Below are 22,121 nucleotides of genomic sequence, written 5' to 3' on the forward strand. Positions count from 1 at the left end.
GCGCTGCCCTATATCTCGGCGCTGCACCAGTACGCCGAGACCGGCCCCCAGGCCGACGGCTACTTCCACGTCGAGTTCGGTGATGTTGCGCACCAACCTGTTCGGGTAGATGTGCACCTCGACCGGCCAGCGCGCGGCGAACGGAACGAATGCAGTGAACAGGTCGTCGCGCACCAGGATTCGGCTGCCGTCGGCGAGTTCGGCGGCCAGTAGGTCGCCGAAGAGGTTGGTGCCGTGACGCTTTCGGTGCCGTCGCGCCTGGTCCAGCATCACGGCGGTTCGCGGCGTCAGGTAGGGATAGCCGTAGATCTGACCGTGCGGGTGGTTCAGCGTCACCCCGATCTCTTCGCCGCGGTTCTCGAAACAGAACACCTGCTCGATCCCGGGCGTGGCCATGAGCTCGGCGGTGCGGTGCCGCCACGCCTCGACGACCAGTCGGGCGTGCGCCGGTTCCAGTCCCGCGAAGGAGCCGGTGTGGTCGCTGGAAAAGCAGATCACCTCGCAGCGACCGTGCCCCGGCGCGGACACGAACCCATCGCCGGGGGGCGCCAGCGCCGGCCCCGTGCCCGACAGGCTGGGGAAGCGATTCTCGAACACCACGACGTCGTAATCGGGGGCGGGCACCTCGCTGGTCAGCCCGGTCGGACCCGGGCACAGCGGGCACTGGTCGGCCGGCGGCATGTAGGTGCGGTCCGCGCGCAGCGCGGCGACGATCACCCACTGCCCCGTCGTCTGGTCGAACCGCAACTCGGTGTGCTGCCCGGCGCGCGCCGGCAACGGCCTGCGATCTTCGACCGGGGCCGGGCGGTGGCCGGGCAGCGCGAAGAACAGCAGCTCACGGCCGTCGGCCAGCTTCGCCCGCGTCGGCGCTGTCACGATGTCGAAGACTAGCCTGGCCGCCGCGACGCCGTTCGGGTAACCATGATGGGTCCGGCAGGCGGGAAAGGGGGCAGGGCGATAACCGGTCTCTACGAACAAGCCGGCAACTGGGTGATCGGTTCGGATCCCGGTTTGCTTCGGCTGCGGATGGCGACACGGACGACGGCCGCGCTCGGCTGTTCGCTGCTGGCGCTTTCGGTCCTGACCCGGGCGACCGGGCAGCCCCTGACCGTCGCCCTGTTGGGCGTCGTCATCACGATGGTCGCGGCGCGGTCCGTCAACGAGCCGGACCCGCGCCGGCAGCGGATCACCATGGCGTTGCTGCCGCTGCCCGCCGCCGTGTCCATCACCGCCGCGGCGGTGCTCGCGCCCCACCCGGTGGTCAGTGATGCGGTGTTCGTGGTGGTGGTGTTCACCGCCGCCTACATCCGCCGCTTCGGCGCCCGCGGCCGGGCGCTGGGCATGGTCGCCTTCATGTCCTACTTCTTCACGTTGTATCTGCGCGCGCGCATCTCGGAGCTGCCGTGGATGATCGGGGCGGTCGCGGTGGGCACGGTGTGCACGTTCGTGATGACCGCCTACGTCATGCCCGACCGGCCGGAGCGCGTGTTGCGGGCGACCATCCGGGCGCTGCGGGCCCGGATGGCGATCGTCGTCGACACGACGGCGGAAGCGGTGCGCACCGGCCGCCTCGACGAACGGCGCCGGCGTCGCATGCGGGCGCGCACCCTCCGGCTCAACGAGACCGCACTGATGGTGCAGAGCCAGATCGAGGACAAGGCAGACCCCGCCTTGCTGTGGCCGGGTGTCACCGCCGAACAGCTGGCGCCGTGGCTGCTGGACGCCGAGCTGGCCATCGAGTGGGTGGCCACGGCCGGCCGGCGGGCCGCCGCGCTGGCGTCGGAGGACCCCGGCGCCATACCCGCCGAGGCGCGGGCCGCGCTCGTCGACGCGCTCTCCACGTTGGGTCGGGCCATTCGCCTCCCCGAGCCCGACGGCCTCCGACGCGCCGCCGACCGAGCGCAACGACTGCTGGACGAGCAGTGCCGCCCCGCGGCGGCCGCCGCGGACGACGGCCCGGGTGAGGCGGCCGTGCGCCGCCTCGCGCTGGCGATAGTCAACGCCGCCACAGCGACTTCCGACGTGCGGGCCATCATCGACCGGGCCGTCACCGACGTCCCCCTGGAAACCATGGACAGCGAGCGGCCGCCCGCGTCCGGCGACGAACCCGCCCAGCCCGCCGAAGAGGCGCGGCCGGCGGGCCTGCGACCGACCACCCGGCAGGCCATCCAGGTCGCCGTCGCCGCGTCGCTGGCCATCGTCGCCGGCGAACTGGTGTCGCCGGCCCGCTGGTATTGGGCGGTGATCGCCGCGTTCGTCATCTTCGCCGGCACCAACTCGTGGGGCGAGACCCTGACCAAAGGCTGGCAGCGCCTGCTCGGCACCCTGCTCGGCGTGCCGTGCGGCGTGCTCGTGGCCACGCTGCTGGCCGGCGACAAGACCGCCGCGCTCGCAGGGATCTTCGTCTGCCTGTTTTGCGCCTTCTATTTCATGACGGTCACCTACAGCCTGATGACGTTCTGGATCACCACGATGCTGGCGTTGTTGTACGGCCTGCTCGGCCAATTCTCTTTCGGCGTGCTGATGTTGCGGATCGAAGAGACGGCGATCGGCGCGGTCATCGGGGCCACCGTGGCGATCGTGGTGTTGCCGACGAACACCAGGGCCACGATCCGCGACGACACCCGCACGTTCCTGGGCAGCCTGTCGGTGCTGATCGACGTGTCCACCGCGACGATGTTCGGCGAAGGCGAGAGCGTGAGCCCGTCCGAGCAGGCACGCCGGCTGGACCGGGACCTGCAGCAGTTCCGGGTCACCGCCAAGCCGCTGCTGGCGGGTGTCGCCGGCCTGGCCGGGCGGCGCAGCATTCGCCGCGCGCTGCGCATCTTCGCCGCCTGCGACCGGTACGGCCGCCGCCTGGCGCGCAGCAGCGAGCAATACCAGGACCGGGTGGGGTCGCAACCCCTGGCGGTCGAACTGGCGCAATCCTTCTCGGCGGCCGCTGCGCAGACCCGGCGCAACATCGACGCGCTGGCCGCGGCGATCGGCACCGGTCGCGGGCCGACCATGATCTCGGCGGCCGACGACCTCGACACCGCAGAGACCCTGGCCCGCCAGCGCGACGGGTCGGCACACCACCCGGCGCCGGATACCCGGCGCTTTCTCACCGCGGTGCACGCGCTGCGCCAGATCGAGCGGGCCGTGGTCACCGCGGCCACCAACCTCGGCGGCCGCGAAACCGCCGGCGCCGAATTCCACACCGACGGATTTCAGAGGCCGGGCAGGCACGCGGGGAAATAGCACGGCTGATTGGGCCCCTGCGCCTTTCGCACCAGGTCGAACAGCGCGAGCATGGTTTGCAGCAACCGCAGTTCCACCCCGGGCCGCTGCGCCGGGGGAAGGTTCTGCACCGCATTGGACACCGTGGTGGCTTGCTGCTGCAGCTGCGCCAGCCGTTGCTGTCGCTGCGCCGGGGTGAGGCTGTCCCAATTGTCGTGCAGTTCGGCCACCTGCCGCTGCAGCTCGGCGACCTCGGCCTCGGGGTCGGGGGCGGCCGGCGGCTCGAGCCGGTAACCGTGGCCCGGTTGCGGCGCCACGTCGGCCCTCGCGGGGCAGGCCGTCACCAGCGCGCAGACCGTCAGGCCGGCGACCGCCATCGCTGCGATTTTCATGGAGGCTTCTTTTCTTCGAGGCTCGGCTTTATGGTGCTGGCAGTAGGACACGTCGGCTGCGCTACCGATCCCAATAGCCACGTCCGCAGGAGAAATCCGATGGCCACTCCGAACCTGCCGCCGGGGTTCGATTTCACCGACCCCGACATCTATGCCCACCGGCTGCCGGTGCAGGAGTTCGCCGAACTGCGCGCCACGGAACCGGTCTGGTGGAACGAGCAGGCGCCGGACGCGGGCGGGTTCGGCGACGGCGGTTACTGGGTGGTGACCAAGCACCGCGACGTCCGCGACGTCTCGCTGCGCAGCGATGTCTTCTCCTCGGCGGCCAAGTCGATCGTCCCGCGCTACCGGGAAGAACTGGCCGCCGGTCAGATCGAGGCGGGCCGGGCGTCGATGATCATGATGGACGATCCCGAGCACAGCCGGCTGCGCAAGATCGTCTCGCGGGCCTTCACACCGCGCGCGGTCGAGCGGCTGCGTGCCGAACTCGCTGAACGGGCGCGGCGCATCGTGACCGAAGCCACGGCGGCCGGTTCCGGCGATTTCGTCCGCCAGGTGGCCTGCGAGCTACCGCTGCAGGCCATCTCCGGACTGCTGGGAGTTCCGCAGGAGGACTACGACAAGCTGTTCAATTGGACCAACAACATGATCGGCAGCGACGACCCGGAGTTCGCCGACAACGACGCGCTGACCTCAGCGGGTGAATTGATGTGGTACGCAATGCAATTAGCCGCTCGCAAGCGCGACGAACCCGGGGACGACATCGTCACCACGCTGATCCGGGCCGACGCCGAGGGCCAGCACCTGTCGGAGGCGGAGTTCGGCATGTTCGTCGTCACGCTGGCCGTCGCCGGGAACGAGACCACCCGCAACTCCATCACGCAGGGAATGATGGCCTTCACCGACCACCCGGCGCAGTGGGAGTTGTTCAAAGTGCGGCGACCGAAGACCGCGGCCGACGAGATAATCCGTTGGGCGACACCGATCACGGCGTTCCAGCGCACCGCGCGCCAGGACACCGGGCTCGGTGGGGTCCGGATCGGCAAGGGCCAGCGCGTGGTGCTGTTCTACCGCTCGGCCAACTTCGACGAAGAGGTCTTCGACGACCCGTATGCCTTCAACGTCTTGCGCAGCCCGAACCCGCACGTCGGTTTCGGCGGCACCGGGGCGCACTACTGCATCGGCGCGAACCTGGCGCGCATGACGATCGACCTGATGTTCAATGCGCTCGCCGATCACGTGCCCGACCTGGCTCCGCTGGCGGATCCCGAACGGCTGCGGTCGTCATTCATCAACGGCATCAAGCACTGGCAGGTCGATTACCGGGGCGCGCGAACGCCGGTCCCCCACTAGCGTCGGCGGGGACGTCCCTGATCGCCCGCAGCCGGATGCGGGCGCCGCGATGCGGCACCAGCACCACGAACTTCAGCTGCTGTCGTTCGCCGGGCGCGGTGGTGGTTTCCAGCTCGGCGCGGCGCAGGATCTCGCGCAACACCACCCGCATCTCGACCAAGGCGAAGCCGGCGCCCAGACAGCGGCGGTTGCCGCCGCCGAACGGGAACCAGGTCGTGGGGCTCAGCGTGGCGCCCAGCATCCGGTCCGGGTCGAATCGGTGGGGATCGGGATACAGCGCGGCGCTGGTGTGTACCAAACCGATCCCGGGGGCCACCATGACCCCGGCCGGCAGCCGGTAGCCGGCCACGTCGGCCGGTCGGGTGAGCACCCGCCCGACGTCGAAGACCACTGGACGGATCCGCAGGGTCTCCTTCACCAGCGCGTCGAGATACTCATCCCCGGCCGCGTCACCCGCGGCGCTGGCCTCGGCGGCGGCCACGGCCTTGGCCAGCACGGCCGGGTGGCGGGTCAACCGCTCGAGCGCCCAGGACAACCCGTTCGCGGTGGTGTCGTGCCCGGCCACCAGCAGCGTCATCAGCTGATCCCGCAGCTCCTTGTCGGACATCGTGCGCTCGGCGTCGTCGGCGCGGACCAGCATGGCCAGCACGTCGGTGCGGGCGGCCAGGTCGGGGTCCGCGCGGCGCTCGGCGATCTCCGCGTAGAGCAGGCGGTCGGCTTCGGCCATGCGCCGGCGCAGCCCACGCCACGGGAGGTGGCGCTGCAGCTCCGGCTTCGCCAGCGCCAGCGTCGCCCCCGGCCCCACGCTGAGCAGCCGCGGCATGATCGCCCGCAACGCCGCGAGCCGGGCCGGGTCGGTGGCGCCGATGACCGTCCGCAGGATCACCTCGAGCGTGATCTCCGACATCTTGGGCGCGGCCGCGAAACTCTTGCCCACCGGCCACCCCGCGATGTTCGCCGCGGCGATCTCGGCCATCAGCCCGGCTTGCCGGGCGACGGCCTCGCGATGGAATGGCGGCAGCATCAGCCGGCGGCGATCCCGGTGGACGTCTTCGTCGATCACCAGAAGGGACGTGTCGCCCAGCAGCCCGCTCAGAATGGAATTGGCTTCGCCGGCGTGGAAGACGTGCGGGTCGCCGGCGAACACCGCTTTGATGTCGGCGGGGTCGGCCAGATACACCAGCGTGCCCATTCCCGCGACGCGCAGCGTGAATACGTCCCCGTAACGCCGACGGCAGGCGGCGACGAAGTGCGACCCGCGGTGCAGCATGAGGGCGGCCTGTACCGCGCGGGGCAACCATGGCCCCGGCGGCAGCGCCACACCCGCGGTTTTGGGCATTGCCGTAATTTTACGGCCGGCCCGCGCGGTGCGGCGAGAACGATTTTCGGCGCCTCAGGTCAGAGGTGCGCCCGTGCGCTCCCCGTTTCGTGGCGGTCGCCGGTCGCGATGAAGTCCTCGATCAGCTCCACCACCTGGCTCGGAGCCTCGACCTGGGCGAAGTGGCCGACGTCGGGCAGGATTTCCAGCCGGGCGTCGGTGCGGGCCTCGTGCGCGGCGTACGCGTGCTCGACGGGAATGATGCCGTCGCGCTCCCCCCAGATCGCCATGACCGGGAGGTCGTCGCGCAGCCCCAGCCGGCTGAGCGCGCTGACCGCCTGCCCGCGATAGTCGACCACCGACCGCAGCGTCCGGAGGAACGACTGGCGCGTCTCGCCATCCGACAGCGACGAGTAGGCGCTCCAGATCTCGGCCCCGCGCGGCGACTGGATGCCGGCGCTCCTCAGCCAGGACCTGAGCCGGTTGCCGACGGCCAGGACGGGCTTCGGCGCGATGATCGGCAAGACCAGCTCGGCCCCGGGCGCCGAGAGCAGCCGCAGCACCCAACCGACGTCGGGGCCCAGGCCGCCGCTGCTGATCAGGATCAGCCGCTTCGCGTAGTCCGGGTGCTGGTAGACGAACTGCATCGCGACCCCGCCGCCGAGTGATTGACCGACCAGGGTGGCCTGGCTGACGCCGAGTTCGTCGAGCAGGTCGCGAAGCCACACCGCGAAGGCGCCCAGCGAATAGTCCGTGCGCGGTTTCGCCGATTCGCCGTGGCCGAGCAGGTCCGGGGCGATGACCCGGAACTTCTTCGACAACGGCGGTATCACCGACCGCCACGTCTCCGAGCTGCCCGCCATGCCGTGGATGAGCAGCAGCACCTCACCGTCGCCCTCGTCGCGGTAGGCGACCCGATCGCCGTGCAGCTCGAGGAACTTCAACTCATTCATGGCCCCGGTGTACCCGCTCTGGCGCCGTTTAGGGACCCGCCCGGGGTAAATCGTGACGGAAAACGCTTCCGGCCACCACAGTGCCGGACACCTCAGCGATGATTTAGTCCATGACGGAACCGGTCGCGGCCCGCGTGGCCGTCTATCTCGACTTCGACAACATCGTGATCTCGCGATACGACCAGGTTCACGGCCGCAGCTCGTTCCAGCGGGACAAAGCCAAGGGTCTCGAGCACTACGCCGAGCGGCTGGACCGCGCCACCGTCGACGTCGGCGCGATCCTCGACTTCGCGTCCTCGTTCGGGACCCTGGTGCTCACCCGCGCCTACGCGGACTGGTCGGCGGACATCAACGCCGGATACCGCGGGCAGCTGGTGGCCCGCGCGGTCGACCTGGTGCAACTGTTCCCCGCCGCGGCCTACGGCAAGAACGGCGCCGACATCCGCCTGGCCGTCGACGCGGTCGAGGACATGTTCCGGCTGCCCGACCTCACCCACGTGGTGATCGTGGCCGGTGACTCCGACTACATCCCGCTGGCGCAGCGCTGCAAGCGGCTCGGCCGGTACGTGGTGGGCATCGGGGTGGCGGGCGCGTCGAGCCGGGCGCTCGCCGCGGCCTGCGACGAGTTCGTCATCTACGACTCGCTGCCCGGAGTGCCGGCGCTCGAACCGGAGCCCGCCCCCACCGAAGCCGGCGCCGCGGCAAGACCACCGAAGCGTCGGGCCGGCCGCACCAAGGCGGCCCAGCCCGAGGAACCCGAGCCACCCGACCCGCAGGCCGCCGCCACGGCGCTGCTGACGCGCGCGCTGCAGATCGGCCTGGACAAGGACGACGCCGACTGGCTGCACAACTCCGCGGTGAAGGCGCAGATGAAGCGGATGGACCCGTCGTTCAGCGAAAGGTCTTTGGGATTCCGGTCGTTCAGCGACTTCCTGCGTTCGCGCTCCGAGGTGGTGGAGTTGGACGAGACGTCGACGACGCGTATGGTCCGGCTTCGTGCGCCAGAGTGAAGCCCTCTCGGGGCCCCTTTGGCTCACCCGCAACGTCCGGGTGCTCTCTGCCGTCTCCTTCCTGCAGGACACCGCCAGCGAGCTGTTGTATCCGCTGTTGCCGATCTACCTGACGGCCGTGCTGGGTGCGCCGCCGTCGGTGGTGGGAGCCGTCGAGGGCGTGGCCGAGGGTGCGGCGTCGATGACAAAACTCGCGGCGGGCCCGCTCGGGGATCGGTTTACGCGACGCCCGCTGATCGCCGCCGGTTACGGAATGGCGGCACTGGGGAAGGTCATCATCGCGGTCGCCGCGGCGTGGCCGGGCGTGCTGGCGGGCCGCGTCGTCGATCGGCTGGGCAAGGGCGTGCGCGGCGCACCCCGGGATGCGCTGCTGGTCGACGATGTGGACGACGCCCTGCGCGGCCGGGTTTTCGGCTTCCACCGTGCGATGGACACCCTTGGCGCCGTCGCCGGTCCGCTGCTCGGCTTGGCCGGCTACGAGCTGCTGGATCACCGCATCCCGCCGCTGCTGTATGTCGCCATCGTGCCCGCGGTCCTGTCCGTGGCGCTGGTCTTTTTGGTGCGCGAGCGGGGCCGTGGCGCCCCGCACGGGCAGCGGCCGTCCATGTGGGCCGGTGTGCGCTCGTTGCCGCGGCCGTACTGGCGGGTGACCGCGCTCCTGGTGGTCTTCAGTGCGGTGAATTTTCCCGACGCCCTGTTGTTGTTGCGGCTCAACGAGATTGGCTTCTCGGTGGTGGGGGTGATCCTCGCGTACGTCGGATACAACGCGGTGTATGCCCTGGCCAGCTACCCGGCCGGGGCGCTGGCCGACCGCATCGGCAGGCCGGCGCTGTTCGGCCTCGGCCTGACGTTCTTCGCCGTCGGTTACATCGGGCTGGGGCTGACCACCGACATCGTCACCGCCTGGCTGCTGATCGGCGCCTACGGATTGTTCACCGGGTGCACCGACGGCGTCGGGAAGGCCTGGATCTCTGCCCTCGTCGATCAGCCGCATCAGGCCAGCGCGCAGGGCGTGTTCCAGGGCGCCATCGGGCTGGGCGTCCTGGTGGCGGGCTTGTGGGCGGGCTTGCTGTGGGGCGCGAACGGTCAACTGCCACTGCTCATTTCGGGAATCACCGGCGGCGTGTTCGCGGTCGTGTTGATCGGCGGCCGACTGGTCGGCGGCCCGGCACGCGGGTAGCCGCCGCGCGAGTGGCCACACACACATCCCCTGCTGTATGGCGGATGTCCGGAAAGCCTCCGCCCCCACCCGGCAATGTCGTTGACAGCTCCCGGGCCCGGCCATACATTGTGTGAAAGTTGTCGCGACGGGTTCGCGCAACCTCGAGGAGACCGCCATGGCCGTCGGTACCGCTCCCACAAGCGTTTTCGATGCCGATCTGCCGACGCTGGCGTACGGCGCGGAGGAGACCCCCGCCCAGGTCTATCCGCGACTCCAAGAGGCGCAACGACGCGCGCCCGTCGCCCTCGGACCGCACGGACCCGAAGTCCTGTCCTACCACCTCGTCCGCGCCGTGCTGCGCGATCCTCGCTTCCAGATCCCGCCCGGGATCAACCTGCTCGTCCAGGGCGTCACGTCGGGTCCGTTGTGGGACAAGGTGGTCAACAGCCTGCTGTGCCTGGAAGGCGACGCGCACCACCGGCTGCGCAGCCTGACCTCCAAGGCGTTCACGCCCCGCGCGACCCTGAGGTTGCACGACACCATGGTCTCGGTGATGAACGAGCTGATCGATGGCGTCATCGACGCGGGTCGCTGCGACGTCGTCACCGACCTCGCCCGCCCCTACCCCGTTCCGATCATCTGCGCACTGCTCGGCGCGCCGCGCGAGGATTGGCAACGGTTCTCATCGTGGGCGGACGACGTCTTCAAAGCCTTCAGCTTCAGCGTGGACCTCCGCGAAGTCGAGCCGGTCGTCATGGCGGCGTGGAGGCAGCTCGACGACTACGTCGACGACATGGTGGCGCGGCGGCGGCACAGCCTGACCGATGACCTGCTCTCCGACCTGATTCGCGCCGAGGACCCGACCTTTCCAGGCGACCGTCTGAGCACCGCCGAACTGCGGATGCTCGCCGGCGGCCTGCTGCTGGCCGGGACGGACACCACCCGAAACCAGGTGGCCGCCTCGGTGCACGTGCTGTGCGAGCACCCCGAGCAGTGGGGCCTGCTCAAGGCCCACCCGGAACTGGCGATGCGCGCCGTCGAGGAGACCATGCGCCACTCGCCGATCGCGTGCGGAACGCTTCGGCTGGTCGTGCAGGACGCCGAGCTGGACGGCTACCTGTTCCCCGCCGGCACGATGGTGCTGGTCAACACCGCCGCGGCCAACCGTGACCCGGCCGTGTACGACGACCCCGACCGGGTCGACATCACGCGTGCGGGGGCGCCGCCCATCTTGACCTTCGGCGGCGGCGTGCACTACTGCCTGGGCGCCAACCTGGCCCGCCGTGAGATCGCCGAGGCACTGAACGTCATCGCCGGGCGCCTGCTCGACCCGCGCACCGCCGGGCCGGTTCCGTGGAAGCCGATGGTCAGCCTGAGCGGCCCGAAGAGCCTGCCCATCGAGTTCGGCCGATGACCGGGGTGTGACGAAGACCGCCCGACACAAGTCGCGGTTGCCCCCGGCCCGCTTTACGCTCGTTGGTTACACGAACTTAACGGGGGTTTTCGATGCGGGCAGTTCCGGGGCAAAGCGCGCCCAGATTCGGGCGTGCCCTCTTCGCGTCGGTCGCCTGCCTGGCCGTGGCGTCCTGCTCGGCAACCGCGTCGCCACCCGCGGCGGCGCCCACGACCTCGACCGCTAAGGCGCCAACCCGTCCGGCTCCCGCGCCGCCCCCGGTCACGGGACCGCTGGAGAAAGACTGGAAAACCTACGGCGCGACGGCGTACTTCGGTTGCCCCGAGAAGTTTTCCCCGGGGACCTCGGCGCTCGAGTCGATTCGGCCCAAGGTGTTCGATACGAAAACCGGGCAGTACGTGGCGCCCGGGGTCCCGACGGTGCCCGCCGGAGAGAGTTTGACCGGTGCCGTCTGCGCGTTGACCGGCACGGCCGACGACATGAAGGTCGTCTATCTGGTGGCCACCGTCAAACCGGCGCACGGGCCGGACCCCGAGGTCACCAAGGCCACTGCGTCCGCGTTCGACCTCAAGACCAACCAGCCGTTGGTCACCAAAGAGCTGCAGCCGCCGAACCCCAGCCTGAAGCTGACCCCGCCGAACGACTGGACCCTGGCCGCGACCGCGTCGGGTGTGGCATGGGTCAACGCCTTCACCGACGGGCACAGCGCCCCCTCGCCGCCGCGGACCGTGCTGCTGTCCGGTGCCGATCTCGCGCCGATGTGGGACGACCCGCAACCGGGCCACGCGTGGCAGGACGTGCTCTCCTTCCAACGAAACACCGACGCCACCAAGACGTCGGGGGCCGAACTGCGCCGTCCGAGCGGCGAAGCGATCTACCAGGACAACGACATCTGGACGGTCGACGGCGAGCTGTCCGACGGCCCGGACAAATTGGTGAAGATGACGCACTGGGATTCCTACAACCCGCCGGTGGTCTCGACGATGTTCTATGACCTCAACGGCAAATCCGTCATCAAAGTCGGTGATTCCGAGAAGATTTCGGGCGGCGGCCTATCGGCCACGTTGTCGGACGGGAAGTTGTTCGTCGACGGCCGCAACTCGGACAATTCGCAATTCGGCTTCGGTGTGTGGAACCTGCGGACCCAGCAGTGGGACTTGCTGAAGACGCGCGACGACGCAAAGAAGATGCCGATCGCCAAATTGGCGTTCTTCGAAGACCACCTCTACATCACCAACGTCGGCAACACGTTCGCCGTCCTCGCGTTGCCCGCCACCGATCCGGTCGCGACCACCTGGTCCGTCCGGCCCTTCGCGCGGATATCGGGCTGGACCCTGGTGTGCCGCGGCGAGAATGCCGTGGCCCTGGGCGGCGACTGCAAGGACATCGTGATGGTGCAAGACCAGGACGGCCACTTCCCCGGCCCGTGGACGTGAGCCTCGTCAGGACTGCGGGATCAAGTGGCGGCGCAGAAACCGCGCCTGCACCGAGCTGATCTCCTCGAAGCGAGTTCCCGTGTAAACGTCGAAGTGCCCCACCGGATAGCGGTGCAGTTCAACGTTTTTCATCTTTGACGCGATCCGCACGGCGAACCTGGGCGACGCCTGCAGGTCGTGATCCCCGACGCACATCAGCACCGGCATCCCGAGCCTTTCCGCCGTGCCCTCCCGGTAGCGTGGCAGGGCGAAGAGCATGCGGGGAGCCAGCGCGTTGCGCCAGCCGACGGCTTCACCGCCCAGCGCCTCGAACGCGGCTTTCGCCTCGGGCTCGGTGAACACCGCGACCCCGCCGGGATCGGCGACCACGGGCACCAGACGCGGCTGCCGCCCCAACTTCGCGCCCACCACGTCGCGCAGCGCGGCGGCGGTGAACTGCACCGTCCGCCAAGTGACATCCCAATTCAGGCGCTCGCCGAGCCGGCGGCCGCGGTGCCAGCCGTCGATCAGTGGTACCTGCGCCACGACCGCGGCGATGCCGGGGTCGGTGGCGGCGACCGCCAAAACGTGGCCGCCGCTGAGCGAGGTTCCCCACAACGCGACCCGACGCGGATCGATGTCGTCGCAAGCGCGCGCGTATCGCACCGCCGCCCGGTAGTCGTCTTGTTGCGCGGCGACGTCGATGACTTGCCGGGGCTCGCCGCCGCTGGCCCCGAAATTCCGGTAGTCGAACGCCAGCACAGCCAGGCCCGCCGCGGTGAACTTCTCCGCGTAGGCCGGCAGGCCGAGGCGCTTGGTGGCACTGCCACCGTGCCCCATCACCACGCAGGCCAGCCCATCACCCGCGGTCGCGGGCCGGTACAGATCACCCGCACACCGCACCCCGCCGGAGTCGAAAAACACTTCCTGGAGCACTGACACGTCCGTTCCCGCTCTCAGTCGGTACCGCGTGTTTTCAATCTGCTACTCGCGAGGAGCAGTGACCAGTACCAAGAGCAACAGTTCTCGGTGACCTTGGCCCCTACTGAACGGGCGCGTACCACTGGGAAACCGAACGGATGCGCGCCAGGCGACCGGGTGTGTCAGCGCCGCGCCGCGGCTGCTTTATAGATCTCGAACCAAGCGACGCCGATGAACCCGGCTGACACGGCGATGACCCAGTCGCGCGGCGCGATCGGACCGAAGTTGAAGGCCCGGCGCAGTCCGGGCACTGTCAGCACCACGATGAGCAGCGCAGCCGCCGCGCCCAGTATCCACTTCAGGGCGCGGTTGCGCCGCTCCCGGAACGTTCGCCAGATCGGCAGCCGCCATGACCGATTCACCAGAATCAACGCAAGATTGCCGACGACGAGCGTGGCGAAAGTCACCGAGCGGACCACATTGTCAGGGCGATGGTCAAGCACGGCCCACAAGTAAACGCCGAGGCTGACGACCAGCATCGAAACCCCTTGCAGCACAGCGATCGCCAGTTTGCTTGCACCGAACATCGGCTCGTTCAGCCCGCGCGGCGGCGAATCCATGATCTCTGGGTCGATCTCCTCGGCTTCGAACACCACCGAGCAGGCGGGATCAATGATGAGTTCGAGGAAGGCGATCTGCACGGGCAGCAGCACAAGAGGCCAGCCGACCACGAAAACCGGGATGAGCGACATGCCCACGATCGGCAGGTGCACGGCGATCACATAGGACATCGCTTTTCGTAAGTTGTCGAAGACGCCGCGGCCCTGCCGCACTCCGCCGACGATCGACGTGAAGTCGTCATCGGTGATGACAAGCCCGGCGGACTCGCGGGCGACGTCGGTGCCACGTCCCCCCATTGCGATGCCGATGTTGGCCGCGCGCAAGGCCGGGGCGTCATTGACGCCGTCACCCGTCATCCCGACCACTTCACCGTTGGCCTGCAGGGCGCGGACGAGTTGAAGCTTCTGCTCCGGCACCATTCGCGCGAAGACACTGACCGACCGGATGCGGCGGGCCAACTCATCGCCCGGCATCGCCTCAAGGTCGCGGCCGGTGATGCAGCCGGCTTCATGGTCCAAGCCGATGTCGCGGGCGATCGCCAGAGCGGTGCCAGAGTAGTCGCCGGTGATCATGATGGTGCGGACGCCCGCATGCCGGCATTCGGCGACCGCAGCCGCCACGGCGGGCCGCACCGGGTCGTTGAGGCCGGCCAGCCCAACGAATTCGAAGTCGAAGTCGTGTTGTTCGGACGGTAACGCTGTGTCGGCATCGAAGTGGGCGCAAGCCACCGCCAGGACCCGCTGGCCGCCGGCCGTGGCTTGTTCGACGTCGGCGGTGAGTGCGGCGAGGTCGTCGGCGGTGAAATGGCACAGGTCCGCGATGGCCTCGGGTGCACCCTTGGCGGCGATGACGTAGCTGCCTCCGTCAGGCGAACGCCACACGTGGGACAGCGCCAGCAACTTCTCCGAGAGCGGATATTCGCGCACGAGTTCCCACTCGTCGTGCACGTGTTCGGTTCCGGACAGGTATTTTTCGCCCAGTTCCCTGAACGCCTTGTCCATCGGATCGAAGGGATCGACCGGCGATGCCAGCACGGCGAACTCCGCGAGGGTGTGAAACGCCTCCGGCAGCGCGTCCTCGCCGAGGGTATACGCGTGCCCGTCAACGATGAGCTGCCGCACGGTCATTCGGTTCAACGTCAAGGTGCCCGTCTTGTCGACGCACAAGACGGTCGCCGATCCCAGCGTCTCGATGACCGGGGGCACCCGGGTGAGAACCCGCTTGCGCGACATTCGCCAGGCACCCAGCGCCAGAAACACCGCCAAGACCACCGGAAACTCTTCCGGCAGCAGCGCCATCGCGGTCGCGATGCCCGCGAGCACGCCCGTCAGCCAGTTGCCCCGCGTCAGCCCGTAGACGATGACGACCGCAACCGCGACGGCCACACCCAGCGCTGCCAGAATCCCAACCAGCCGGTCGATTTCGCGCTGCAGCGGGGTGCGCTCCGGCTCTATCGTGCGCAGCGCTGTCCCGATCTTTCCCAGTTCGGTTCCCGCGCCGGTGTGCATGACCTCGGCGATGCCATGACCTTTGACCACCAGGGTTCCCGAGAAGACCCAGGGGGTCGCGTCCCCGCCGGGCCGGCCCATGGCCGCCGGCACCTGCGCAGGCTCGATCGACACCTTCCGGACCGGGACGGACTCGCCCGTCAACGCCGATTCGTCGACCGAGAAGTTCGCGCACTCCCAAAGCATCCCGTCGGCGGGGACCCGATCGCCCTCGGCGAGCAGGACCACGTCGCCCCGCACCACTTCGCGGCCGGCAATGCGTACCTGTGCGCCGTCGCGCACCACGAGCGCCCTGGGCGAAGACAGGTCGCGCAACGCGGCCAAGGCCCGTTCGGTTCTGTGCTCCTGATAGATCGAAATCGCGATGACGACGACGACGAAACCCATCAGCATGACGCCGTCCAGCGGCTCCGCCAACAGGAAGTTCACCAGACCGGCCCCCAGCAGCAGAAGCAGCATGGGTTGCCGGACGACATCCCAGGCCTCCTGCAGCAAGTTCCGGCGCCGTTGGGCCGCCAGCTCATTGGGACCGTCGGCCACCAGCCGGCGCGCGGCTTCCGCGGCGGTCAGTCCGGACAGGGCGGCGCCGCGTCCTATTTCAGCCGTCGTCACGACGTCGTCAGCGCGGTCTGAAATGTCTGCTGGTGGCCCTTCTCGTCGCCGGCGATCTCCCGGAACAGGTTGGCGGCCTGGGGGTTTCCCGCCTGGTCGGCCTGGCGGGCGTAGTCGGGATACATGACGTCGGCCTCGTGCTGCTCACCGTTGATCGCGTCTTGCAGGTTGGCGTTGGTGTCGGTGGCCACCAGCCCCGCGAGGGTGGCCAGCATCGCGAAATGCTCGTTCAATTCGATGTCGGCGGTGTTGGTGAACAGCTGTGCCACAGCGGGATTGCCGGCCCTTCGCGCCTGATCGGCGTATCGCATGTACTTGGCGTAGGCGAAGGCCTCACCCTGCATCGCCGTGCGCAGGTTCGCCAGCGTGACCCCGGACGACCGTGGGGGCCCGGCGGCGATAGCCGTCGGCGCCGGAGCTTGGCCGGCGGGGACCGACGCGCCGCTGCCCGGGCTGTTCACCGCCCTGAGTGCGGCTTGAAAGTCCCTGAGGTGATTTGCCTCGTCGGCGCCGAGCTCGCTGAAGGCCGCCGCCGCGGCCGGGTCGTTGTCGGCGGTGGCCTGGTTGGCGAAACCCGGGTACATGGCAGTGGCCTCGTTGCTCTCGCCGTTGATCGCGTCGCCCAGGTTGGTCGCGATGTCGCCGCCCAGGCCGACCAGATCGGCCTCGCGCGCAAAGTGATCCATGTGCTCGGTTTGGGCGGCATCGGTGAAGTCCTGCGCGGCCCGGACCCGCCCCGCCTGCTTCGCCTGGGCAGCGTAAGCGAGATACTTCGCATGGGCCAGCGCCTCACCATGCATGGCTGATAACGCATTCGATCGGGTGGAATCGGCAAGTGCGGAGGTGGTGGACGCTGCCGGTGGCGCCGGATGACTCGAGCATGCCGCCACCAGCAGCGCGGCCGCGCACACCACACCCAACGACCACCTAACCTGAAACATGGCTAGCCCCGCAGTCGATGTGTCACTCGTCTTGCCATACGACCGACGGTAACGCTGTGCGGCGGGCCGGCCGTAGAGGCGGAAGTCCCGTAATCGGTGACGGCGACCGCTTGCGTGCGGGCCAAGGCCGAAAGCGACTGCCGCGTCGATTGAGCCGGGGTACCGTGTCCGATCATGCCCGGTAGCTCGGGGCCGCCTCCAGCGCGGCTGTTGCTCGACCAACTGCGCGACGCGCGCGGCCGGCGGGTGGTGTTCGTCTCGCATTGCCTGCTGAACGAGAACACCCGGTACGCCGGCGGTGCCACCCGAGCCGGCGCGGTGCCGGAGGCGGTCGAGGAGCTGATCGGCGCGGGCTACGGAATTCACCAAATGCCCTGCCCGGAACGGCTGGCCTGGGGCGGGGTCCTCAAGCCCCACAGCCTGCGCCTGTACGGCTCCAAGGGCCGTTGGCTGTATCCGCTGCGCGGCCCGCTGCTCCGCGCGTTCGTGTGGTGGACCCGCCTGGTCTACCGGCGGTTGGCGCGGCGCGTCGTACGCGACGTGGCCGATTACCAGCGGTCCGGGATCGCGGTCGAGGGAATGGTCGGGGTCGGCGCCTCGCCGTCGTGCGGGGTGATCACGACGTTGGATATGCGGGCCTCGCTGGACGTGGTCGCGGCCTGTCCGGCCGCCGCGCTGACCCGTGACGTCATGAATGAACGAGCCGTGCTCGGATGCCGCCGCCAGGGCGAGGGCCTGTTCGTCGCGGCGCTGGATCGTGCGTTGCGGCGACGCGGGCTGCAGCTTCCCGCGCTCGAGCATGACCTCGCGGCGGAGCTTCGCGGTTCGCGGCAGCACCTGCTCGGCGGAGAGGCGTTACGGAGCCTGGGGGACTCCGGAAACCGAAGCCACTGAGCGAGGAACCCTAATCCTCGATCGCACAACACCATCAGGCCGGCCGCGCATGCTCGCGCAGTACTGCCAGCCGGTCCCGGTATTCGGTCTCGTTGATTTCGCCGCGCGCAAACCGAGCGGCAAGCACCTCCTCGGGCGAGGTCGTCGAGGATGTGTACGGCGGGATCTGGCGATCCTGGCGATCTCCACTGATGTAGTTGACGAGGGCGACGATGCCCGCGATTAGCAGCGCCCAGAACAACACCATGCCGATACCCATTCCAGCCCACCCCCACCAGCCCATGTTGTGGCCGTACCAGACCATCATCGCGATAGCCTCCCATCGAACAGCTTGAGAAGTATTTACTTGCCGTGAGTTTGGCTCGTCACCGCCGACTCCGTCAGGCGCCGGTCGGCACCACCGCCAAGCCCTTCATCCACCTATCCTGCGGCCTTGGTTACCCGTCGGCTAGAGACCAATTTCCCTGGGAGAAGTGACGCAAGTCCCAACCCCCGGGGGGTATATTACCGTGACGCCGGATCGGTCCGGCGGGCCGTCAAACCTGGTGCCGCACCGAACCGAGCCTCTGGCAGCGTCAGGCGCTCATCTGTGCGGCGGTCGTGGTGCGACATCGGCTGTTCGGGCAGATCGACACCCAGACCTAGCCGATCCGGATGAGCCAGCACGGCAAGCCAACTCGAAAGGCGGGAACGCCGGTCGGGCAGCCGAGCGCGCACGCGAAGCCATATACGGCAAAGCGCCTCGATATACCCCGACGGGGTAAACTGATTGTCAACGATAGTTTCGGCGGCCGACCAAGCTCGACCCGGTGGCAACGCCGAAATCGACCTCGAAGACCAAGCTCAGGGAGTTCAGATGGAAACCGGGTACGGATACGTAGCGAACAAGGACCGCTACGCTCAGCGACTGCGCCGGATCGAGGGCCAGATCCGGGGCATCGCAAAGATGATCGACGACGACAAGTACTGCATCGACATCCTCACCCAAATCAGTGCCGCCAGCAGCGCTTTGCGATCCGTGGCGTTGAACCTGCTAGACGATCACCTCGAACACTGCGTTGGCCAGGCACTCACTCAGGGAGGAAGCGAAGCCGATGTAAAGCTGGCCGAGGCCTCCGCGGCTATTGCACGACTTGTTCGCTCCTGATCAGGAGGCTTCCGGCAGCCGCCCGCCCTCGACAAATCAGTGGCCGAGTCCCGAAGCACTTGCGATAAATACCCTACCGGGGTATAGTTCGAGTCATGAACGATGTCCACACCTGCAACTGCAAATCCACCGGGTGCACCTGCGGCGACTCCGCTTGCACCCAAGCCGCCGGCTGCGCCTGCGGTCACCCCGACTGCACCTGCAACGATTGACCGCTTCAGTGTCAGGCCTCGACACCCTCGTCGAGGCCTGAACTGTATGCGCACACAACGTCATTCGTCCATTGGCGCGGCTTGCAGCCAGCGCGGCGTCCGACAGGCGGCGGCGCGAACCGAAAGGCAGAGTTGAGCGATTCACGGCGCCTCACTGACCGCAAATCCGCCGCACGTTCGAGTGCCGAATCGATACGATCACCCCGTACGCCTGGGGCCGCCTGGCGCGATGTCCTCGACCGCGACGGCGGCGAAGGCCAAAACGCATTGACGGTAGTACGGTACGGGGGTATGGTTAGCGCTGTGAAAGCGGCTGAACCTTGTCGCTCCAATTCCATCGGCCGCAAACCTCTCGAATCGGCTTTGCGCAGGGGCCGCAATCCGTCAACGTGGTCACGCCAGGTGACGGCGCGAGTCCTCTTCAGCGCCACTATCGCCCTCGCCGCCGTTGGGGTCGGGGCCACGGCCTCGGCCGACCCAAACACGTTCGGCAACCTCAGCTGTTCCTGCCAATCCCCCCCGGGCCTCGGTCCCGTCAGATCCGACCAGATCGCCCGGGGGCTCCAAGATGGTCTTTCCTTCCCGAAGGCCGATCAACGGCCGTCGGGAAGCTGAGTCGCACGTCGCGTTTGTGCCGGGTCGCGTCCGCCGGACGCTCCGCTTGGGCCTAGGCACCCCCCGGACTCGCCAAACCACCGTCCGCGCTTGCGTGTTCTTGAAGACGGGATCAAGCTGTCCTATCTGCGTTATCTTCGGCGGCGGCCGAACACGGAGCGGGCAAAAGTGTGGAGGTGGTCAGGCATCCGCGACAAGACGACGAACGCCGGCGGCTGGCCGCCGCGATGCCGTAGCGGGATCCGATCGTGGGTAGCCCGGCGCTGAAGCGGGCGGCGCCGGGATGATCCGCGTGATCTCGGTCGGCGGACGCCTCGCCACGGTCGTGGTCACACTGCTCACGGTCACGTTGGCCGACGTGGGCTGTTCGACGGGCGCGGAACTTATGCCGTCTGCCGGCGGGAAGTCTGAGGTCGGCGCCACCCGCGATATCAATCAGCGAGATCCCACCACACTGCAGAAAGGCGGCGATCTGCGGCTGCCGCTCGCCGAGTTTCCGTCGAACTTCAACACATTGAACATCGATGGCAACGATCCCGATGCCGCCGCGGTGATCAACCCGACGATGCCACGAGCGTTCCGAATCGGCCCGGACGGCTCGACGACGATCAACGCCGACTACTTCAGCAACATCGAACTCACGAGTACCGCGCCACAAGTGGTCACGTACACCATCAACCCGAAGGCGGTGTGGTCCGACGGCAGACCGATCACCTGGCAGGACATCGCCAGCCAGATTCACGCCCTCAGCGGCACCGACGCCACCTTTGCGATCGTCGGGCCCAACGGGGCGGACCGCGTAGCGGCGGTGACGCGTGGTGTCGACGACCGGCAGGCCATCGTTACCTTCGCCAGGCCGTATGCCGAGTGGCGCGGCATGTTCTCCGGGAACAGCGTGCTACTGCCCGCCAGCATGACCGCTACGCCCGAGGCTTTCAATACCGGTCAACTCGACCGCCCCGGCCCTTCGGCCGGCCCGTTCATCGTCTCCGTGCTGGATCGGGCCAAGCAGCGGATTGTTTTGAGCCGCAACCCTAAATGGTGGGGGGAGCCGGCGATCCTCGACAAAATCTCTTATCTGGTGCTCGACGAGACCGCCAGAGCGCCGGCGCTTCAGAACAACACGATCGACGCGACCATCGTGGGGACACTGGACCAACTGACGATCGCGCGTCGCACCCCGGGCATCTCGATCCGGCGGGCTCCGGCGCCCAATTGTTATCACTTCACCTTCAATGGTGCCCCCGGGTCGATCCTGGCGGACCCGGCGCTGCGCCTCGCCGTTGCGAAGGGGATCGATCGACTGACCATCGCGAAGGTGACCGAGCACGGTCTGACGGACGACCCAGTCCCCTTGAACAACCACATCTACGTAGCCGGGCAGGACGGCTATCAAGACCACGGCGCCATCGTCCCCTACGATCCGGAGACAGCGAAACGAGAACTCGACGCGCTGGGTTGGAAGCTCGACGGGCCCGTCCGCGAAAAGGACGGCCGCCAACTCGTCATCGTCGATTTGTTCTATGACGAACCAAGCAACCGGCAAACCGCTTTGATCGCGCAACACAGCCTCGCCCAGATCGGCGTCAGACTCGACCTCCGCCCCAAAGCCGGCAGCGACTTCTTCAGCAACTACGTCAACGTTGGCGCTTTCGACGTTGCCGAATTCGGCTGGGTCGGCGACGCCTTTCCGCTCTCAGCGCTCGCAACGATTTACGCATCGGGCGGGCAGAACAACTTTGGGAAGATCGGCACTCACGAGATCGATGCCAAAATCGAGGCAACGCTCGAAGAACTTGATCCGCGCAAGGCGCGCGCATTGGCCAACGAGGTCGACGAGCTCATCTGGGCTGAAGGATTCAGCCTGCCACTGACCCAATCGGCAGGCGTTGTCGCGGTACGCAGCGCCCTGGCCAACTTCGGGGCAAGCGGCATCGCGGACGTGGACTACACCACGATCGGGTTCGCGCGAAGCTGACCCCAGACTCCCCGCCGGCGCGACCGGCAATTGACACGACGCGTTGTCAACTCCGCGGCCACCATGGCCGGGATCGCCCCGCGCAGAAAGGGCCTAAAGTCCCTACCCCTGGGGGGTATCCCCCGCGATGATGGAGCCACAACTTGAGGCGATGACGAACGGAGATTTCGATGCAATCTCAAGCCAAGACCAAGATCGCCCTGGCCGGTGGGGCAGTCATGGTCGCTCTAGCGGCCGGCATCGGCGGTGGCGTCTTGCTAGGCGACGCAGCTGCCCCCAGAACAATCGCGACGCCCGCCTCCAGCGTGGCCCCCACCCCATCTCCAACGACCACCGGAGCCCCGGCCAGCGGTTCGCCCGGCCGGGACTTCAACGCTCCGGGCGGCGGTGCCGACAACGGTTGTATCCCTCACGCCAACTGCTAGCAGACCGCGCG

17 protein-coding genes are annotated in these 22,121 nt (G+C 68.2%); 9 read left to right on the forward strand and 8 right to left on the reverse strand.

The genetic code is table 11. The features are described from left to right. Nucleotides 1–876 (reverse strand): galactose-1-phosphate uridylyltransferase (galT, locus tag A5692_RS13020; RefSeq protein ID WP_068056580.1); only part of this gene is annotated, 876 nt, incomplete at its 3' end. A gap of 114 nt (nucleotides 877–990) precedes the next feature. On the opposite strand from galT, the gene A5692_RS13025 reads away from it, so the two are divergent. Next, nucleotides 991–3,240, forward strand: a complete 2,250-nt coding sequence (locus tag A5692_RS13025; RefSeq protein WP_068056581.1) for an FUSC family protein — start codon at nucleotides 991–993, stop codon at nucleotides 3,238–3,240. Here the strand turns inward: A5692_RS13025 and A5692_RS13030 are convergent. After that, on the reverse strand, nucleotides 3,210–3,611 hold the full coding sequence (locus A5692_RS13030) for a hypothetical protein (RefSeq protein ID WP_156766061.1): 402 nt from the start codon (nucleotides 3,609–3,611) through the stop codon (nucleotides 3,210–3,212). The genes A5692_RS13025 and A5692_RS13030 overlap by 31 nt on opposite strands. Nucleotides 3,612–3,710: 99 nt before the next feature. On the opposite strand from A5692_RS13030, the gene A5692_RS13035 reads away from it, so the two are divergent. After that, nucleotides 3,711–4,964, forward strand: coding sequence for a cytochrome P450 (locus A5692_RS13035; RefSeq protein WP_068056584.1), 1,254 nt, complete (start codon nucleotides 3,711–3,713; stop codon nucleotides 4,962–4,964). Here A5692_RS13035 and A5692_RS13040 read toward each other — a convergent pair. Together A5692_RS13040 and A5692_RS13045 are read right to left on the reverse strand one after the other, a co-directional pair. Next, a complete protein-coding gene (locus A5692_RS13040; RefSeq protein ID WP_068056586.1) occupies nucleotides 4,912–6,303 on the reverse strand; it encodes a cytochrome P450 in 1,392 nt (463 codons plus the stop codon). The genes A5692_RS13035 and A5692_RS13040 overlap by 53 nt on opposite strands. A gap of 59 nt (nucleotides 6,304–6,362) precedes the next feature. Further along, on the reverse strand, nucleotides 6,363–7,235 hold the full coding sequence (locus tag A5692_RS13045; RefSeq protein WP_068056588.1) for an alpha/beta fold hydrolase: 873 nt from the start codon (nucleotides 7,233–7,235) through the stop codon (nucleotides 6,363–6,365). Between the two features lie 110 nt (nucleotides 7,236–7,345). Between A5692_RS13045 and A5692_RS13050 the strand changes: the two genes are divergently transcribed. The 4 genes from A5692_RS13050 to A5692_RS13065 all read left to right on the forward strand — a co-directional run bounded on the left by A5692_RS13050 (nucleotide 7,346) and on the right by A5692_RS13065 (nucleotide 12,257). Further along, complete coding sequence (locus A5692_RS13050; RefSeq protein ID WP_068056589.1) at nucleotides 7,346–8,245, forward strand: NYN domain-containing protein; 900 nt, start codon at nucleotides 7,346–7,348, stop codon at nucleotides 8,243–8,245. Further along, nucleotides 8,232–9,425: an MFS transporter gene (locus tag A5692_RS13055; protein ID WP_068056591.1), complete on the forward strand. Its 1,194-nt coding sequence runs from the start codon at nucleotides 8,232–8,234 to the stop codon at nucleotides 9,423–9,425. Before A5692_RS13050 ends, A5692_RS13055 begins: the two co-directional genes overlap by 14 nt. A 157-nt stretch (nucleotides 9,426–9,582) precedes the next feature. Beyond that, nucleotides 9,583–10,821 (forward strand): cytochrome P450, encoded by a 1,239-nt coding sequence (locus tag A5692_RS13060; protein ID WP_068056620.1) that lies wholly within the window; start codon nucleotides 9,583–9,585, stop codon nucleotides 10,819–10,821. A gap of 92 nt (nucleotides 10,822–10,913) precedes the next feature. Continuing rightward, nucleotides 10,914–12,257: a hypothetical protein gene (locus tag A5692_RS13065; protein ID WP_068056593.1), complete on the forward strand. Its 1,344-nt coding sequence runs from the start codon at nucleotides 10,914–10,916 to the stop codon at nucleotides 12,255–12,257. Between the two features lie 6 nt (nucleotides 12,258–12,263). Here the strand turns inward: A5692_RS13065 and A5692_RS13070 are convergent, their stop codons facing one another. The 3 genes from A5692_RS13070 to A5692_RS29470 all read right to left on the reverse strand — a co-directional run bounded on the left by A5692_RS13070 (nucleotide 12,264) and on the right by A5692_RS29470 (nucleotide 16,839). Continuing rightward, nucleotides 12,264–13,178: an alpha/beta hydrolase gene (locus A5692_RS13070; protein WP_068056596.1), complete on the reverse strand. Its 915-nt coding sequence runs from the start codon at nucleotides 13,176–13,178 to the stop codon at nucleotides 12,264–12,266. 161 nt (nucleotides 13,179–13,339) lie between these two features. Next, nucleotides 13,340–15,898: a cation-translocating P-type ATPase gene (locus A5692_RS13075; protein WP_068056598.1), complete on the reverse strand. Its 2,559-nt coding sequence runs from the start codon at nucleotides 15,896–15,898 to the stop codon at nucleotides 13,340–13,342. Beyond that, nucleotides 15,895–16,839: a ferritin family protein gene (locus A5692_RS29470; RefSeq protein ID WP_197514446.1), complete on the reverse strand. Its 945-nt coding sequence runs from the start codon at nucleotides 16,837–16,839 to the stop codon at nucleotides 15,895–15,897. Before A5692_RS29470 ends, A5692_RS13075 begins: the two co-directional genes overlap by 4 nt. A gap of 174 nt (nucleotides 16,840–17,013) precedes the next feature. Here A5692_RS29470 and A5692_RS13085 point away from each other — a divergent pair, with 174 nt between their 5' ends. Then, nucleotides 17,014–17,733 (forward strand): DUF523 domain-containing protein, encoded by a 720-nt coding sequence (locus tag A5692_RS13085; protein WP_082962652.1) that lies wholly within the window; start codon nucleotides 17,014–17,016, stop codon nucleotides 17,731–17,733. Nucleotides 17,734–17,767: 34 nt separating this feature from the next. Here the strand turns inward: A5692_RS13085 and A5692_RS13090 are convergent, their stop codons facing one another. Further along, complete coding sequence (locus A5692_RS13090; protein ID WP_068056604.1) at nucleotides 17,768–18,040, reverse strand: SHOCT domain-containing protein; 273 nt, start codon at nucleotides 18,038–18,040, stop codon at nucleotides 17,768–17,770. Nucleotides 18,041–18,589: 549 nt separating this feature from the next. Here A5692_RS13090 and A5692_RS13095 point away from each other — a divergent pair. Together A5692_RS13095 and A5692_RS13100 are read left to right on the forward strand one after the other, a co-directional pair. Next, the gene (locus A5692_RS13095) at nucleotides 18,590–18,880 is read left to right on the forward strand and encodes a metal-sensitive transcriptional regulator (RefSeq protein ID WP_068056606.1); all 291 of its coding nucleotides are present in this window, start codon (nucleotides 18,590–18,592) and stop codon (nucleotides 18,878–18,880) included. Between the two features lie 1,110 nt (nucleotides 18,881–19,990). After that, on the forward strand, nucleotides 19,991–21,685 hold the full coding sequence (locus tag A5692_RS13100; RefSeq protein ID WP_082962654.1) for an ABC transporter family substrate-binding protein: 1,695 nt from the start codon (nucleotides 19,991–19,993) through the stop codon (nucleotides 21,683–21,685). Nucleotides 21,686–22,121: the final 436 nt, after the last annotated feature.

The organism is Mycobacterium sp. E342 (assembly GCF_001667665.1).
GTDB lineage: Bacteria > Actinomycetota > Actinomycetes > Mycobacteriales > Mycobacteriaceae > Mycobacterium.